General features: G+C 28.7%; 8 protein-coding genes. 7 read left to right on the plus strand and 1 reads right to left on the minus strand.

The window, feature by feature from the left end; genetic code table 11:
* Positions 1 to 136: 136 nt before the first annotated feature.
* Positions 137 to 517, plus strand: a complete 381-nt coding sequence (locus QK892_RS07560) for an RrF2 family transcriptional regulator (protein ID WP_317272935.1) — start codon at positions 137 to 139, stop codon at positions 515 to 517.
* Positions 518 to 653: 136 nt separating this feature from the next.
* Entirely contained in the window at positions 654 to 1,283 is a 630-nt protein-coding gene (locus QK892_RS07565; RefSeq protein ID WP_317272936.1) for a class I SAM-dependent methyltransferase, read from the plus strand.
* Between the two features lie 615 nt (positions 1,284 to 1,898).
* Here the strand turns inward: QK892_RS07565 and QK892_RS07570 are convergent.
* A complete protein-coding gene (locus QK892_RS07570; RefSeq protein WP_317272937.1) occupies positions 1,899 to 3,080 on the minus strand; it encodes a cation diffusion facilitator family transporter in 1,182 nt (393 codons plus the stop codon).
* Between the two features lie 370 nt (positions 3,081 to 3,450).
* On the opposite strand from QK892_RS07570, the gene QK892_RS07575 reads away from it, so the two are divergent.
* From QK892_RS07575 to QK892_RS07595, 5 genes are all read left to right on the plus strand, one after another.
* The gene (locus tag QK892_RS07575) at positions 3,451 to 4,746 is read left to right on the plus strand and encodes a M18 family aminopeptidase (RefSeq protein ID WP_317272938.1); all 1,296 of its coding nucleotides are present in this window, start codon (positions 3,451 to 3,453) and stop codon (positions 4,744 to 4,746) included.
* Positions 4,747 to 4,996: 250 nt separating this feature from the next.
* Entirely contained in the window at positions 4,997 to 5,899 is a 903-nt protein-coding gene (gene murQ / locus QK892_RS07580; RefSeq protein WP_317272939.1) for an N-acetylmuramic acid 6-phosphate etherase, read from the plus strand.
* 328 nt (positions 5,900 to 6,227) lie between these two features.
* Positions 6,228 to 7,304 carry a DUF871 domain-containing protein gene (locus QK892_RS07585; protein ID WP_317272940.1) on the plus strand — a complete coding sequence of 359 codons (1,077 nt, stop codon included), beginning with the start codon at positions 6,228 to 6,230 and terminating at the stop codon, positions 7,302 to 7,304.
* 20 nt (positions 7,305 to 7,324) lie between these two features.
* Positions 7,325 to 8,194: a MurR/RpiR family transcriptional regulator gene (locus QK892_RS07590; protein WP_317272941.1), complete on the plus strand. Its 870-nt coding sequence runs from the start codon at positions 7,325 to 7,327 to the stop codon at positions 8,192 to 8,194.
* 223 nt (positions 8,195 to 8,417) lie between these two features.
* Positions 8,418 to 17,000, plus strand: a complete 8,583-nt coding sequence (locus QK892_RS07595) for a GH36-type glycosyl hydrolase domain-containing protein (protein WP_317272942.1) — start codon at positions 8,418 to 8,420, stop codon at positions 16,998 to 17,000.
* The last annotated feature ends 161 nt before the right edge of the window (positions 17,001 to 17,161 follow it).

A 17,161-nucleotide genomic window follows, 5' to 3' on the forward strand; every position in this document is an offset into this window, starting at 1 on the left:
TTTTTATTAAAGCATGGTTCTATAAATATATATTTATATATTAAGAATAGTGTATAGTATAAAATGTTGACATTGTATACTCATTATTATATTATAGACAAATACAGTCTGTAATATAGCGCAAGGGAGAAGAGAGATGAAATATACTAAAGCTACTAATTATGCATTACACATATTAACATATATGATTAAATACAATGAAAAAAACAACTTGAGTTTATATCCTCTAGCTAAGCATTTTAATATTTCTCCAAGTTATCTATCAAAAATATTAACTAAGTTAGTTAAAGCTAATATAATTCGATCAACTCCTGGAGTAAATGGAGGTTATATATTATATAAAAAGAAAGAAGATATCACAGTTCTAGATGTAATAGAGGCAATAGAAGGAGATAGTAAAATGTTTACTTGCGAAATGGATGAAAAAAGTGAATGTAAAATTCAGAAGACTATGTCTGAAGCAGAGCAAATAATGACTAATTATCTTAGAAATAAAAAAATACTTGAAATAATTTAAAATTATATAAATTTAAGTGTATTTATATACAACAATTATAGATAATTACAGTCTGCAATTGTTGTGTAAATAATTGAAGCAAAGGGTTATATAATTATTTTTAAAGGTGAAAATATATTTAAAAAGGAGAATGAAAATGATTGAGTTTTGGGAAAAAAGTTTTATAGAAAAACAAACTATGTGGGGATTTAAACCATCAGAATCTGCTATTATTGCTAAAAATTATTTTATTAAGAATAATATAAAAGATATATTAATACCAGGCATTGGTTATGGAAGAAATGCAAAGGTATTTACTAATAGTGGAATAAATGTTACTGGTATTGAAATTTCACAAACAGCAATTGATTTAGCAAGAAAGAGTGGTATTAATTTAAAGATTTATCATGGGTCAGTTTCAGATATGCCTTTCGAAACAAAGCTTTATGATGGTATATTTAGCCATGCTCTTATTCATTTATTAAATGAAACTGATAGAAAAAAATTTATCAGTGACTGTTACAATCAATTAAAGCCTGGTGGATATATGATTTTCACAACAGTTTCTAACAAGTCTCCAATGTTCGGAAAAGGTAAAAAAATAGATGAAAATTGCTATGAAACAATGAAAGATTTAAGAATATTCTTCTATAATTCAGAAGCAATACAAAAAGATTTTGCTAATTATGGATATATAGAATTTTCAGAGGTTAATGAAATAGATGAAGACAATAAAAAGAAACCACCTATGAATTTCTTGATGATAAAGTGCAAGAAAGAAATCTAAATCAGTTCATGGAAAGAATTGAACAAATATAATAAAGTACAAATACAAGCAATAGTAGAATTTCAGGATAGGTTTTTCAAATATACAATAATAACTTATTAGATATTAAAACTAACATTAAAATTGAAAATGAGAAGAGTAAATATTGTTATTATTTGGAGACTGCGAGGTCGCAATGACATTTATAGTTAAAAGTAATTAATAATGCCAAGATATATTTATAAATCTTAAGAATGAGGAGTTATTTCCTTTAGTATTAAGAAAGAGTGTAAATAATATGTTGTGTCGACTTGGAGCGAAGCCGACGTAGCAATTTCAAAAAGTGAAACTTGAATAATAATGATACGATTATATTCATAACTCCGAAGCATTGAGGAGTTATTACCTTCAGCTTGGGGAGTATAAATAACATATCGCAGCGACTTGGAGCTTGCGACTGAAAGGGTAATTCTTATATAAGTTAAAAAAGCTTATACAGTAACAACTAAAATAGTTCTATAACTCCGAAGCATTGAGGAGTTATTTCCTTCAGTTTTAAAAGGAAAGAGGATAAACTATATGTTGTGTCGACTTGGAGCTTGCGACGGAGAAAGCAACATATAGTTTATCCTCTGACTACTCCATGAAGTCGTAGTCTACTGTAATTACACAGTTATATTGAGGATGCTCAGAATGTATGGCATCTTTAATATCACTAATCATTTTTTCCTTTTCTCTTCTATTTCCTGATAATGAAGGTGAAACTACTATATCGAATATAAGATTTTTACTATTACCTTCACCAACTATTCTGAAATCATGCATTGATTTAATCGAAGGATATTCTTTAAGGACTTTTTCAACATATACCCAAGCTTCCTTAATCTCAGCTGTGAGAACACAGATAGGATCCATGTGTATTACTAAATGTATATTTAATTCTTTTGATACTTCTCTTTCGGCAGTATCTATTACATCATGAATTTCCATGATATGTCTATCAGCTGGTATTTCTGCATGTAGTGAAGCTATAATTCTTCCAGGACCATAGTTATGGATTATAAGGTCATGAACACCAGAAATAATAGGATAAGACAATACTTTTTCATATATAGCATTTACAAGTTCTGGGTCTGGAGCTTCTCCAAGTAATGGATTCAATGTTTCCTTTACTAAACTAAAACCAGCATATAAAATTGCTAATGCTACGAATACACCTATATATCCATCAATAGGTAAGGTCGTGAATCTTGCTATTAAGAAAGAAAGCACAACAGTACTTGAAGTAAATACATCACCTAATGCATCTGCAGCTGAAGCTTTTAAAGCAGATGAATTAATTGTATTACCTACAAATTTATTAAATGAAGATAGCCAAATTTTAAAACCTATAGAAACTAATAAAAGTATAAAAGGTATAAATTCAAAAGTTACTACTGTAGGATTAATAATTCTCTCAATAGAAGATTTTATAAATTGAACACCAACAAGCATTACTAAAAACGCAACTATAAGTGCGGATAAATATTCTATTCTTCCATGACCAAATGGATGCTCAGCATCAGCAGGTTTACTAGCCAATTTAAATCCTATTATTGTTATGATAGAAGAAGCAGCATCTGATAAATTATTAAATGCATCAGCTGAAATCGCTATAGATCCAACCAGCATACCAACAAAAAATTTAATTAAGAATAAAGTGAAATTAATTATTATTCCTACTATACCACCTAAAGTTCCATAAGCATTACGAACTCTGGGATTTTTAATATCTTTATTATTTTTAATGAATCTATTAACTAAAAACTTTGAAAGCATTAAATCACTCCTATCTATAGAAAGTTTATATATAAATTATAAGAAATATTCTAATTTTATTAAATTATAAAAAAGGGTATATTAATATATGTAATTATTATTTATATAAATTGATTAAAATAATTATCAATCTATTAAAATATTTATAAATTTATTATATACCAAAGTTTAGTAATTTCAATTATAATAAAATTTAACACGTCAAAGACTTCTATAATTCCAAATAAAATGAGAAATTATTTTCGTTAGTGTGGAAAGAAAAAAATATAATGTTAGTGTTACTTGGAGCTTGCGACGAAACAGTTAGCATTATATTTTTTTTATTTATTCATATGATATAATAAAAATAAAATACTATAGGAGGATACAAATGGAAAAAGAATTAGCGTTAGATTTAATTGACTTTTTATATAAAAGTCCTACAGCATTTCATTCAGTAAAGACAATTAAAGAAAGACTAGACCTTAATGGATTTAATGAAATAAAAGAATGCGATAAATGGAATTTACAAAAGGATGGTAAGTACTATGTTATTAAGAATGATTCAGCACTTATCGCCTTTATAGTTGGAAATGGAGATGTTGAAGAAGATGGCTTTAAATTAATTGGAGCACATACTGATTCGCCAGGATTTAGAATTAAAGCTAATCCAGAAATGGTTTCAGAAGGAAAGTACTTAAAATTAAACACTGAAGTTTATGGAGGTCCTATTCTTTATACTTGGTTTGATAGACCTCTAGGAATTGCTGGTAAGGTTGCATTAAAAGGAAGTTCACCTTTAAAGCCAGAGGTTAAACTTGTAAATATTAATAGACCAATATTAATAATACCGAGCCTTGCCATTCATATGAATAGAAACGTAAATGAAGGATATAATATAAATAGACAAAAGGACACATTACCTTTAGTAAGTCTTATAAATGATAAATTTGAAAAGGATGGTTACCTAGTAAAAGTTTTAGCACAAGAGTTAAATGTAGATTCTAGTGATATATTAGGTTTTGATTTAGGACTTTATGAAATTGAAAAGGGAGCTATCATAGGATTAAACGAAGAGTTTATTTCAGCAGGAAGATTAGATGATATGTGGATGGTTTATACAGGAATTCAAGCATTAATCCAAAGTAAAGCAAATAAATCAACTAAGGTTATGGTTTGCATAGATAATGAAGAAATAGGAAGTCTTACTGCGCAAGGAGCAAATTCAGCTTTATTATTAAATATACTAGAAAGAATAACTTTAGCTTTAGGAAAGGATAGAGAAGGACTTCATAGAGCATTAGCAAATTCATTAATGATATCTGCAGACTTAGCTCATGCTGTTCATCCAAATCTTGAAGAAAAACATGATCCAACTAATAGACCTGTATTAGGAAATGGACCAGTATTAAAGACAGCAGCATCTGGAAGCTATAGTACAGATAGTTATAATGCAGCTATATTTGAAGGTCTTTGCCATTCAGCAAAGGTGCCATATCAAAAGTTCTTTAATAGATCAGATGTAAGAGGTGGAACTACTATAGGACCTATTACAACATCATTATTAACTATTCCTGTAATGGATATGGGCGCACCATTGCTTTCAATGCATTCTATTAGAGAGCTAGCATCTGTTAAGGATAATGAATATACCATTAAATTATTTACTGAATTCTATAGTATATAAAGTGAAATAGAATTTCATAATTATATAGTATCTAAAAAATTTATTATTTGAAGAAGCTTAGGAAAATCAATACTAAGCTTCTTTATTTTTTTTTGTATTATTTATTTTGTATATGTTATTACATAAATTTAAATAAAAAATGAAATACTATTTAAAAATCACAGTTTTACTGTTGAAATGATATTTCAACTATGATACTATAATAATGTAATAAATTGATTAATGAGCTAATTTACTTGGAGGAATTTATATGAAAAAAATAGATTTAGAAAAATTAACGACAGAAAGTAGAAATCAAAATACTCTAGATATAGATCAGGTTTCAACTTTAGAAATGGTAAAGAAAATTAATAATGAAGATAAAAAGGTAGCGTTAGCAGTTGAAGAGGAATTACCAAAAATTGCAGAAGCTATAGATGGAATTGTAGAAAGAATGCATAAGGGTGGAAGACTAATTTACATCGGAGCTGGTACTTCAGGTAGATTAGGAGTATTAGATGCATCAGAATGTCCACCAACTTATGGAGTTTCAGAAGAACTAGTTAAAGGAATAATTGCTGGAGGAAAAGAAGCAATATTTAGAGCTAAAGAAGGAGCAGAAGATTCAAAAGAATTAGCTGTAGAAGACTTACAGAATATATCTTTAAATGAAAATGATACTGTAGTTGGATTAGCTGCATCAGGAAGAACACCATATGTAATTGGTGGATTAGATTATGCAAATGAAATAGGTGCATTAACTGTATCAGTAACTTGTAATGCAAATTCAGAAGTTGCAAAAGCAGCTAAAATTTCAATAGCACCTGTAGTTGGACCTGAAGTTGTAACTGGATCAACAAGATTAAAATCTGGTACAGCACAAAAATTAGTTTTAAATATGCTATCAACAGGAGCAATGATAAAACTAGGTAAGGTTTATGGAAACTTAATGGTTGATGTAAGAGCTACAAATGAAAAGCTAGTTGAAAGAGCAAAGAAAATTGTTATCGAAGCAACAGGAGCAGAAAGAGAAGAAGTTGAAAATACATTAAAAGCAACTGATTTTAATGTTAAACTTGCGATATTTATGATTCTTTCAAAGTTAAATAAAGATGAAGCAAAGAAAATTTTAGATGAAAATAAGGGTTATATTGCTAAAGCGTTAAATGCATAAACTGAGGACTAATATAACTTTAAATAAAATATACGAATATTAGTGAGTAAATTCTTAATAGAATAAAATAATGGGGTAGACTAGAAAAGGATAATATTTATAGAGAAATCTATAAATATATCCTTTTCTTTAAAATTAATATAAGATAAGGCGTTACTAAAATATAAAAGTGATTATATATTTAGGCGTTACTTAAAAATATGGAGTTATGTAAAGATTTACTTCATAATGTAGGTCCTCAGAAGAAAGGAAACATGTAGAGATGTATCCCAAAAAATTGAAGTATATTAATAATGTCTTTAATAAATAAAATTTAAGAGGTGATTATATGAGTTTTGGATTTTCCGTTTATTTTGGGTTAGATAATAGTAAAGAAGAAAATATAAAGTTACTACAGGATGCTCATAATCTTGGCTTCACTAGAATATTTACTTCATTACACATACCAGAGGCAAATTATGAAGTATTAAAAGTAGAAGTAAGGGAATTCTTTGAATTGGCTAAGCAATATAATATGGACATCATTAGTGATATATCTCCTAATACTTTTAAATTTTTAGATTTAGAAGATATGGATTTAAAAGGTTTAAGAGATATGGGAGTTAAGACGATAAGAATTGATTTTGGATATAGTGAAGAAAATATTGCTAAGATGAGTAAAAATCAGTATGGAATTAAGATTCAGTTAAATGCATCTACTATTACAGAAAATTTTTTTGAAAGACTAGATAAATATTCCCCAGACTATGAGAATATAGATGCTCTTCATAATTTTTATCCTAGAGTAGGAACAGGAATTTCTGAAGAATGCATGATTAAGAAAAATAGATTACTTAAGGAAAAAGGGATTAAGCCTTGTGCATTTGTTCAATCAAACAATAGAAAGAGAAGTCCACTTAAGGATGGACTACCTACCTTAGAAGATCATAGAAATAAGCAAGTAAGAGAGGCTGCTAAGCACTTAATAGCTTTAGGAAACACATCAATATTTATAGGGGATTCATTACCAAGTTTAAAAGAACTTGAAGATTTATCATCATTAAAGCTTGGTGTTATAGAATTGGATATAGAAGTAAAAACTCAAGACAAGACTATCCTTAGATTATTAAATGAAGTTTACTCATCAAGAACAGATGAAGCTAGGGATGCCATTAGAGCAAGTGAAAGTAGGCTTATATTAAGAGGCGATATTATTGAACCCTATAATACTGTTAATAAAAAATATGGAGATATAACAATAGATAACAAAGATTATTTAAGATATATGGGAGAACTTCAAATATTATTAATACATCAGGATAAGGATAATAGGACTAATGTCATAGGTTCTATTTTACAAAAAGACTTATATTTATTAGAATATATAGAGGGGGGCAAAAAGTTCCACTTTAATATAAAGAAATAAAAGCATAGTAGGGTGTATAAATGAACGTATTACATTATATTAAACAAAATTTTGAGAGTTTTACGGATAGAGAAAAATCAATTGCAGAATATTTATTAAGCAATAAGAAAAGTATTATTAGCATGTCTGCAAAAGAAATTGGAGATATTACAAATACATCAGCTCCAACTGTAGTTAGATTTTCCAAGAAGATAGGTTTTGATTCATTAAATGAAATGAAGTTACAGCTATCAATCAACTTACAAAGTGATGATAGTTCAGACTTTGAATATCTTCATAGTGATTTATCTACAAAAAATATAATAAGAGGAGTAAAAAGTTCAATAGATTCAATAATGAATCAGACTATTGGAATTTTAAAAGAAGAAGAATTAGAAAAAGCAATAGAGCTATTAAACAAAGCTAATAATGTGTATATTTTTAGCGTTGGTAATTCTAGTTTAGTTGCAATGGATTTTTATTACAAACTAAGCAGAATAAATAAAAGATGTGTTGCTCATAGTGATACTCATCTTCAAATGACATCCTCTGCCCTTATGGAAAAAGGTGATGTTGCCATTGCAATATCATATTCAGGAGAAACTAAAGAAGTTATAAAATGTGCAGAAAATGCTAAGCTAGATGGGGTTCCTGTTATCTCTATTACAAGAGCTAGCATAAGTAACACCTTAGCAGATATTTCTGATATAGTGCTTAGAGTTCCTTTTGTAGAAAAATCCTTAAGAGAAGGGGCAATGAGTTCAAGAATCTCACAATTAGCTGTTATTGATATGTTGTTCTTAGGAATGGCTAGAAACAATTTAAAGGGAATAGAAGAAAAACTAAGAGTCACTAGAAATGCAGTAGAAGATTTCAAAGTGAAGGGAAAAGATTACGGATACTGGAAATAATTACTGAAGATAAAGAGAAAGATAAAATATAAAAAAATGATAATGATATAAAGAGAAAAAGGATAAGATTGAGCTTAGCTGAATTTTATTCTTTTTCTTTTTTTAATTTATATAATCCTTAAAATTCCATATGATTAATATTTGATTTTTTGGCAAATAATAAATCTATCTAATGCAAAAAATACATTAATAATAAAAGATTTAGAAGAAAGGGGAATTATTTGTGAAGGATAAAGTGTTAAGAAACAGTAGAGAAACTGTACTTATGGAACTAAATGATGCCTTTAAGGGGATTCTTCATAATCATAAATATTTGAACAAGTTAGGGAAGCAGGGAGAAGAGGTTATACCTTCAGCAGAATGGCTTCTAGATAATATTTATTTAATTGAAAAGGAATTTAAGACAATAAAGCATAACTTACCTTATAGCTACTTTGAGAATTTACCCAATATAGAAATAGAGGGCTTTATTTATCCAAGGATTTATTGTTTAGCAAAGGAGTATATTGAATCAAATAATAATGTTGTAGATGAGGAGGAAAGTATAAGATTTCTTAATAATCAAAAAGAAGAGTATTCAATAGGAGAGTTATGGGCATTCCCATTAATGTTAAGGATAGCCTTAATTATTAATCTTGGAGTAATAGTAAATGATATGGTAGTGCTTCAAAAGCAAAGGCTTGGAGCAAAAAAGCTAGCTAACCTAGTGATAGATAGGTATGAAAAAGACGATATAGAAGGCTTATTAAATAAGCTTCAAGAGAAGTATCCTATGATTGATAAAGGTAAAGATAGTGAGGATGAAGCTAAAAATAATTATATGGGAGATTCAGATATCTTACATGATGGTTTATTTTCACCTGAATTTATAGATAAGTTCTTTACCATTTTAAGAGATAACTCTATAGATGATGAGAGAATATATAAATTTGCTTTAGAGAGATTAAAAGGGAAAGAAAATAGTAATTTTGAAAAGGAAATTATAAAGGAACATATTAAAGAAGGAAGTATAGCAACAGCTATAGGAACTAATATAAATTCCCTAAGAATAATGGATTCAATCAATTGGAAGAGGTTCTTTAATGAGACTTCAAATGCAGAAAAATTATTAATGCAAGATCCATCAGGTATTTATAACAATATGGATTTTGAAACAAAAGATTATTATAGACATAAGATTGAAGAAATATCTAGAAAGACTAATATAAATGAAATTGATTTAATAAAAACAGCATTAGAGCTTAGTAGCTTATACTTAGATAATGAAGATATTTTCAAAAAACATATTGGCTATTACATAGTTGATGATGGGGCAGAAGAACTTTTAAAAAGATTTGAAATACATAAAAATATAAATAAGAGTTTTTCAGAAGGCATATATATATCATCAATAATATTTGGAACTATTTTAGTGGATTTAGTAATTTTGCTATTAACATATCTTATTCCACTTACCTTTAGTATTGGGCAGTATATTTTTGCTTTTATATTAATGCTTATTCCATCTAGTGAGATAGTTATAGCGTTATTTAACTGGTTTGTAGCAAAAATTACAAAGGTCGGATTTATTCCAAAGATGGACTATTCTAATGGAGTGCCTAATACAGATAAAACCATAGTAGTTATTCCAGCAATTTTAAGTAATAGTAAAGATGTAGTAAATTTAATGAAGAAATTAGAAGTTTATTATCTAGGAAATAGAGATAAGAATATATTCTTTGCATTACTTGGAGACTTACAAGATAGTGAAAATGAAATAGAGGCAGAGGATAAAGCTATTAATGAAGAAGGAATAAGGCTTGCGAATGACTTAAATAATAAATATTCACAAGATGAAAATAGATTCTTCTTTTTAAATAGAAGAAGGTTATTTAATAACTCAGAAGGTATATACATGGGCTATGAACGAAAAAGAGGAAAGCTTATGGAATTTATGGCCTTAATTAAAGGGGAGAAGCATACAAGTTACAATATAATAAGTGGAGATATAACTAATATAATAGATTCAAAATATATAATTACTCTAGATAGTGATACTTTCTTACCAATTGGTAGTGCCAAGAAATTAATTTCAGCTATGAGCCATATATTAAATAAGCCTTATGTTAAAGATAACAAAGTATTAAGAGGCTATAGCATAATGCAACCAAAGGTAAGTGTTAATTTAGAAGATAAGCATAAAACTTATTTTTCAGAGATATTTGCGGGGGATGCAGGGGTAGATGCGTACTCTGTAGCAGCATCAGATACATATCAAGATTTATTTAGAGAAGGGATATTTACAGGCAAAGGGATAATTGAAATCAATAGTTTCTTTAATATTTTAAAGGATGAAATTAAAGAAAATAAAGTTCTATCACATGATTTGATTGAAGGATTATTAACAAGATGTGCATTAGTTACCGATATTGAGGTGGTAGATGGGTATCCATCAAGTTATATATCTAGTGCATTAAGATTACATAGATGGGTTAGAGGAGACTGGCAAGTTGTAAGTTTCTTATTTTCTAGGAGGCTATCACCAATATCAAAATGGAAGATATTCGATAATCTAAGAAGAAGTTTACTTGCCCCTAGTCTTTTAATTGGATTGATTTCAACATTAACAGTACTTAGTGGAGCGATGCAAATAGCAATATTATTATTCTTAGCAATAATAATACCATTAGTTTTCACAGTTACAGATTTTGTAGTTACACCAAAAAGAAAATTAATGGGAAGTTTCAAAAATTTAAAACAAATTATACTTATAATAAGCTTTATACCATATCAAGCTTATTTAATGTTAGATGCAGTAATTAGAACTTTATATAGATTAACTGTATCTAAGAAAAATCTACTTCAATGGAAATCAGCAGAGAAGGTAGAGGCTTCAGTTAAAAATACATATTCATGGTACTATAAGAAAATGTGGATTAGTGTAGTTATTTCAATAATTATTGTACTTCTTAGTTTTTTAAATTCCTTTGAAATAGTAGTAACTGCAATAGCAATTGCAATATTGTGGGCTATAGCACCATTTGTTGCTTGTAGAATATCAAAAGAAGAATTGATAATTAGAGAGAGATTAGAAATCGAAGATGAAGCTTTCATAAGAGAAATGTCTAGAAGGATTTGGGCATACTATGAAGACTTCGTTAATGAAGAAAATAATTATTTAGCTCCAGATAATTATCAAGAGAAGCCTTATAAGGGAGTAGCATATAGAACATCACCTACTAATATTGGAATGGGATTAATAAGTAATGTAGTTGCTTATGATTTAGGATATTTATCCATAGGAGAAGTAATTTATAGGCTTGAGTTAATATTAGATGGTATGAGGGGATTAGAAAAATATAAAGGGCATTACTTAAACTGGTATGATACAAAAACAAAGTTATCCCTATGGCCAAGATATGTATCCACAGTAGATAGTGGAAATTTATTAGGATACCTGTGGATAATTAAGGAAGAAATTCTTAGTTTTAGAAATAAACCAATAATTAGAGAAAAAGAAATCTCATCTTTAAAGGATACATATGAATTGATTAGAAAAGATGATAAAGATGAAGTTTATGATGGGCTTTTAGATGATATAGAAATAAAGGAATATAAAAATATATTAGTAGAAGAATTAAATAAAGTTAAATCTAAATTAGATAATTCTAAGAATGATTCAGAAGGTAAAGTGAAAGAGAATTATTGGTTAAAAAAGCTAGAAAAAGAATTAGAATATAAAATAGATTTTTATGAATTTATATTTGATGGTATAGAAAAAATACTAGTTGATCGTCTTAATGACTATAAAATTCCAACTTTGCTTCAAATAGTGGATATATTAGAAGATATTAAAGAAGCTTCTGGGGATGAATTTAAAGAAATCTTAGATAAGAAAATAATTAAGTTAAAAGAATTTGATGAGAGATTATTAGTATTAGCATCAGAAATAGATAGTATTATGGATGATATGAAGTTTGATTTTCTATATAGCAGAGATAGAGGACTATTTTCTATTGGGTTTAATGTAGAAGAAAAATCTTTAGGTAATTCTTATTATGATTTAATGGCTTCAGAAGCTAGAATAGCATCACTCTTAACAATAGCAAGAGGAGAAATTCCAAAAGATCACTGGTATAACTTAAATAGAAATATGAGTAGGCCTTTTGGATTTAAAACACTAGCTTCTTGGAGTGGAACTATGTTTGAATATTTCATGCCATTCCAACTTATGAAATCATTTGATAACACTATTTGGTCATTAACATATTCATCTGTTTTAAATGGGCAAATAGCATATGGACAGAAAAAGGATATACCATGGGGAATATCAGAATCAGCATATTATGTTTTTGATATAAACCAAAACTATCAATATAAAGCTTTTGGTGTACCTGGAATTGGATTAAAGAGAGGGCTTGAAGATGAAGTGGTAGTTTCTCCATATTCATCTATTATGACATTGCCATTAGATACAAAAGCTTCTTTATCTAATTTGAAGAAACTATATGATATAAATGCTTATGGAAGATATGGCTTTATTGAAGCAATAGATTATAGTGAAGGGAAAGATTCTCCTAAAGAAGTAAGATGTTATATGGTTCATCATTTGGGAATGTCTCTTTTAGCTTTAGATAATGTAATTAACAATAATATATTAAAAGAAAGATTTCATAGTATCCCAGAAATTAAAGCTGTAGAAATATTATTAAAAGAAAGAGTTCCAGAATATATAGTCTTTGATAGAGATGTAGATATTAATAATGCAAATAACAAGATTATAGAAAGAGAAGAATTTATTCCAAGAATATTTAAAGGAAGTAAAAGGGAAAATCCTGAAGTTCTATTACTTTCCAATGGAAGCTATTCAACTATGATTTCAAATAATGGTAGTGGATATTCTAGAAAAGATGATATGACAGTTTATAGATGGAAGGGTGATAGTACTTCCGACTCTAGTGGAATGTTCTTCTACATAAAAAACTTAAATTCAAATGATTATTGGAGTGCTACTTATGAGCCTTGTAAAGAAGAAAATGATGACTACACAGTTGAATTTACTTTGGATAAGGCAAGGTTTGAGAGAAATGATGGTAACATTAATACAAAATATGAGGTTATGTTATCAAGCGAAGATAATATAGAGTTTAGAAAATTAATTATAAAGAATAATGCAGAAAAGCAAAGGACAATAGAAGTTACTAGCTATTTAGAAGTAACACTACAATCCTTCGAAGGAGATGCAGTTCATCCAAGCTTCTCTAATCTATTCATAAGCACAGAATATGATGAGGCATCTAAAGCTTTAATTGGAAATAGAAGACCAAGAGCTGAAGGAGCAATTACACATTACATTAGTCATAGTTTAGTTAGTAATAAAGAGTTAGAGGGAGATATAACTTATGAAACTTCAAGGTTAAACTTCATTGGAAGAAATAGAAATCTAAAATCACCAGAAGTTATGGATAATGATGCTCCACTCCAAAATACTGTTGGTACAGTATTAGATCCAATAATGAGTATTAGAGGTAGAATAACATTAAAGCCTGGAGAAGAAGGAGTTATATATTACTTAACAGGTGTTGGTGAATCCAAGGAAGAAGTTTTAGGCTTAATTGATAAGTATAAGGATATTCCTGTTATAGAAAAATCATTAGATTCTTATAATTATTCCAATGCCTTAGAGCTTAAGCACATGGGAATTAGGTCAGCACAAGCTAATATCTATCAAAGCCTAGCATCTTATTTACTTTATCTACATAGTGGTAGAAAAAATAGAGAAGATTATATTAGAAATATAAGTATGAATCAAGAAAATCTATGGGCTTATGGAATATCTGGTGACTTACCTATAATTTTATTAATTATTTATGGAGAAGAGGATATTGATTTATTAAGACAAACAATTAATATGCATTACTATTTTAGAAATAAAGGTATTAAAGCAGATTTAATTATCTATAATGAAGAAGAATTATCCTATGAGGAACCTCTCCAAAAGGACATTATATCAACAGTCAAGAACTCACTAGAAAGAGAATATATAAATAAATCCGGTGGAATATTCATTCATAATAAATCCACTATGGGAGAAGAAATAAAAAAATTCCTAATTGGAATTTCTAAGTTATATATTGATTCAGAAAAAGGGAATTTATCAAAGCAATTAGTTGAAGCTGTAAATTACGATTATGATAAATATAAGAATAGTGAAGAAGTAGCTCCAATAAATAGAATAAAGGTTAATATTAATGAAAGAGATTATATTAAGAACTTTGAAAATAAGGAAGATAAGAAAAAGACTGAAATATTAATTCAAGAGGAGCTAATAAAAGAAGCTTCAAATAATAAAAACTTCAGAGAGGTTATTAATGCAGATGAGTATATAAATTACATAAATATAGAGAATTCTACATTAAATAAGTCTGAAGAATTAGATGATGCAAAGAATCTAGATTTCTTTAATGGATATGGAGGATTTAATAAAAAAGATAAGAGTTATGTTATTAAGCTTAAGGATTATGAAAATACTCCTGCTCCATGGATAAACGTAATTTCTAATAATGATTTTGGATTCCATATTTCTGAAGTAGGCTCTACATATACTTGGTGTGGAAATAGTAGAGAAAATAAAATTACTCCTTGGAGTAATGATTGGGTAAGCGATCCAACAGGAGAAGCCCTATATATTAGAGATAATAATATGGGAACTTACTTCACTATTACTCCAATGCCAATAAGAGATGGTGGAGAATATACAATAAAGCATAGTTTTGGATACTCAACATTTAAGCATACAGCCTATAATATTGAAGGAGAAATGCAAGTATTTGCTCCTAAGGATGAAAAGCTAAAATTATGTAAGGTTAAACTTAAGAATCTATCAAATAGTAATAGAAGCTTATCTTTATTCTATTATGCTCAATTAGTACTTGGAGTTTATAGTTATGGCAGTGCTAAATATATAAGTACAAAGATAGAGAATAATTATATTTATGGTGCTAATCCATATTCTAAGTATTTTGGTAAGTTAAAAGCTTATCTATCTATACAAGGTGAAGAAAATCAAAGTTTCACAGGTGATAGAAAGAGCTTTATTGGAATAGGTGAAGACTTAGGTAATCCTAAAGCGTTAAATACAGAAAATTTAAACAATATATCTGGAAGCATCTATGATCCTTGTTTAGCAGCTCAATTAAATATATATTTAGAGGCTGGAGAAGAAAAGGAAGTAGTTATATTATTAGGTGAAGAGGAAGAGGAATCAATAATAGAAGAGAAGATAAATAAGTATAAAGATATGAAAAATGTCTATAGTGCTTTAGATGGTGTTCAAGAATATTGGTCAAATTTCCTAGGAAATATACAAGTAAAGACACCAGACCCTTCTATGGACTATCTTTTGAATGGTTGGTTGATGTATCAGACATTAAGTTGTCGATATTTATCTAGAACTGCATTTTATCAAAGTGGTGGAGCATATGGGTTTAGGGATCAGCTTCAAGATTCCATGTCCATAGGAATTTTAAATCCATCTATAACTAGAGAGCAGATATTAAGAAGTGCATCTAGACAATATTTAGAAGGTGATGTTCAGCATTGGTGGCATCCTGTAATTAACTCTGGTATTAGAACTAGATTTTCAGATGACTTACTATGGCTACCATATGTAACTATAGAGTATATAAACTCAACAGGAGATTACAGTATCTTAGATGAGAAGGCGCCATATTTAGAAGATGAACCTTTAAGAAATGGAGAAGATGAAAGATATACAATAGTAAATCAATCAACTAAAGACGGAAGTATTTATGAACATTGTATGAAAGCCATAGATAGAGGTCTTAAGTTCGGTAGACATAATATACCTTTAATGGGCAGCGGTGACTGGAATGATGGAATGAGTACTGTTGGAAATAAGGGTGAGGGTGAAAGTGTTTGGGTTGGCTGGTTCTTATATAAGATTTTAGATGGCTTCAAAGAAATTTGTAAATATAAGAAGGATAGTGAGAAAGAGAAAGAGTATATTAAGTTCAGAGATTTCATTAAAGAGAATCTTGAAAAAGAAGCTTGGGATGGAGGCTGGTATAGAAGAGCATATTTTGATAGTGGTAAGCCTTTAGGCTCAAGAGAAAATGATGAATGTAAGATAGATTCTATAGCTCAAAGTTGGTCTATAATATCAGAGGCAGGTAAAGAGGAAAGAACTATTGAAGCTATGGAAGCAGTAGATAAATATCTTGTAGATAAGGATAAAGGCTTGATTAAGTTATTAGCACCACCTTTCGACAAATCCTCCCTAGAACCTGGATATATTAAGGGCTATGTTGCTGGAGTAAGAGAAAATGGAGGTCAATACACACATGCTGCTGTTTGGGTAATCCTTGCACTAACTAAGTTAGGACTTGGAGCAAAAGCTTGGAAATACTATAATATGATAAATCCTATCAATCATTCTAATACAGAATTAGAGGCGAGAAGATATAAGGTAGAACCTTATGTAATGGCAGCTGATGTTTACATAAAAGAACCTCATGGAGGAAGAGGTGGCTGGAGTTGGTATACTGGAGCTTCAGGTTGGATGTATAAGGTAGGATTAGAAGATATATTAGGTTTAAAGAAGATAGAAGGAGAAGGCTATAAAGTAGAACCATGTATACCAGAAGACTGGAATGAGTATGAGATTAATATTAAAAATAAGTTAGAAAACTACAATATAATAATTAGACGAGGAGAAGAAAAAGGAATTTATATTAATGGGGAAAAATCAAGTAGTAATTTAATTCCGAAGGATTCTGGAAGACTTAATATCGAAGTAATAATATAAGCTATGTAATATAAAAATAACAAAAATTAAGGAGCTGTCTAAGCAGCTCCTTAATTAAGAATGTAGAATTATTGATGTAATTCATTTTACATTGTGGGACACCACCTTTTAATTGTAAAATAAGCATTGTATATGTATAATTTTATTAGAAATATAAATTT

Source organism: Clostridium lamae (assembly GCF_033043255.1).
GTDB lineage: Bacteria > Bacillota > Clostridia > Clostridiales > Clostridiaceae > Clostridium > Clostridium lamae.

Bases quoted from the DNA above. Each gene is read 5' to 3' on its own strand.
- QK892_RS07560 (WP_317272935.1), top strand. From the start codon at position 137: ATGAAATATACTAAAGCTACTAATTATGCATTACACATATTAACATAT.
- QK892_RS07565 (WP_317272936.1), top strand. From the start codon at position 654: ATGATTGAGTTTTGGGAAAAAAGTTTTATAGAAAAACAAACTATGTGG.
- QK892_RS07570 (WP_317272937.1), bottom strand. From the start codon at position 3,080: ATGCTTTCAAAGTTTTTAGTTAATAGATTCATTAAAAATAATAAAGAT.
- QK892_RS07575 (WP_317272938.1), top strand. From the start codon at position 3,451: ATGGAAAAAGAATTAGCGTTAGATTTAATTGACTTTTTATATAAAAGT.
- murQ (WP_317272939.1), top strand. From the start codon at position 4,997: ATGAAAAAAATAGATTTAGAAAAATTAACGACAGAAAGTAGAAATCAA.
- QK892_RS07585 (WP_317272940.1), top strand. From the start codon at position 6,228: ATGAGTTTTGGATTTTCCGTTTATTTTGGGTTAGATAATAGTAAAGAA.
- QK892_RS07590 (WP_317272941.1), top strand. From the start codon at position 7,325: ATGAACGTATTACATTATATTAAACAAAATTTTGAGAGTTTTACGGAT.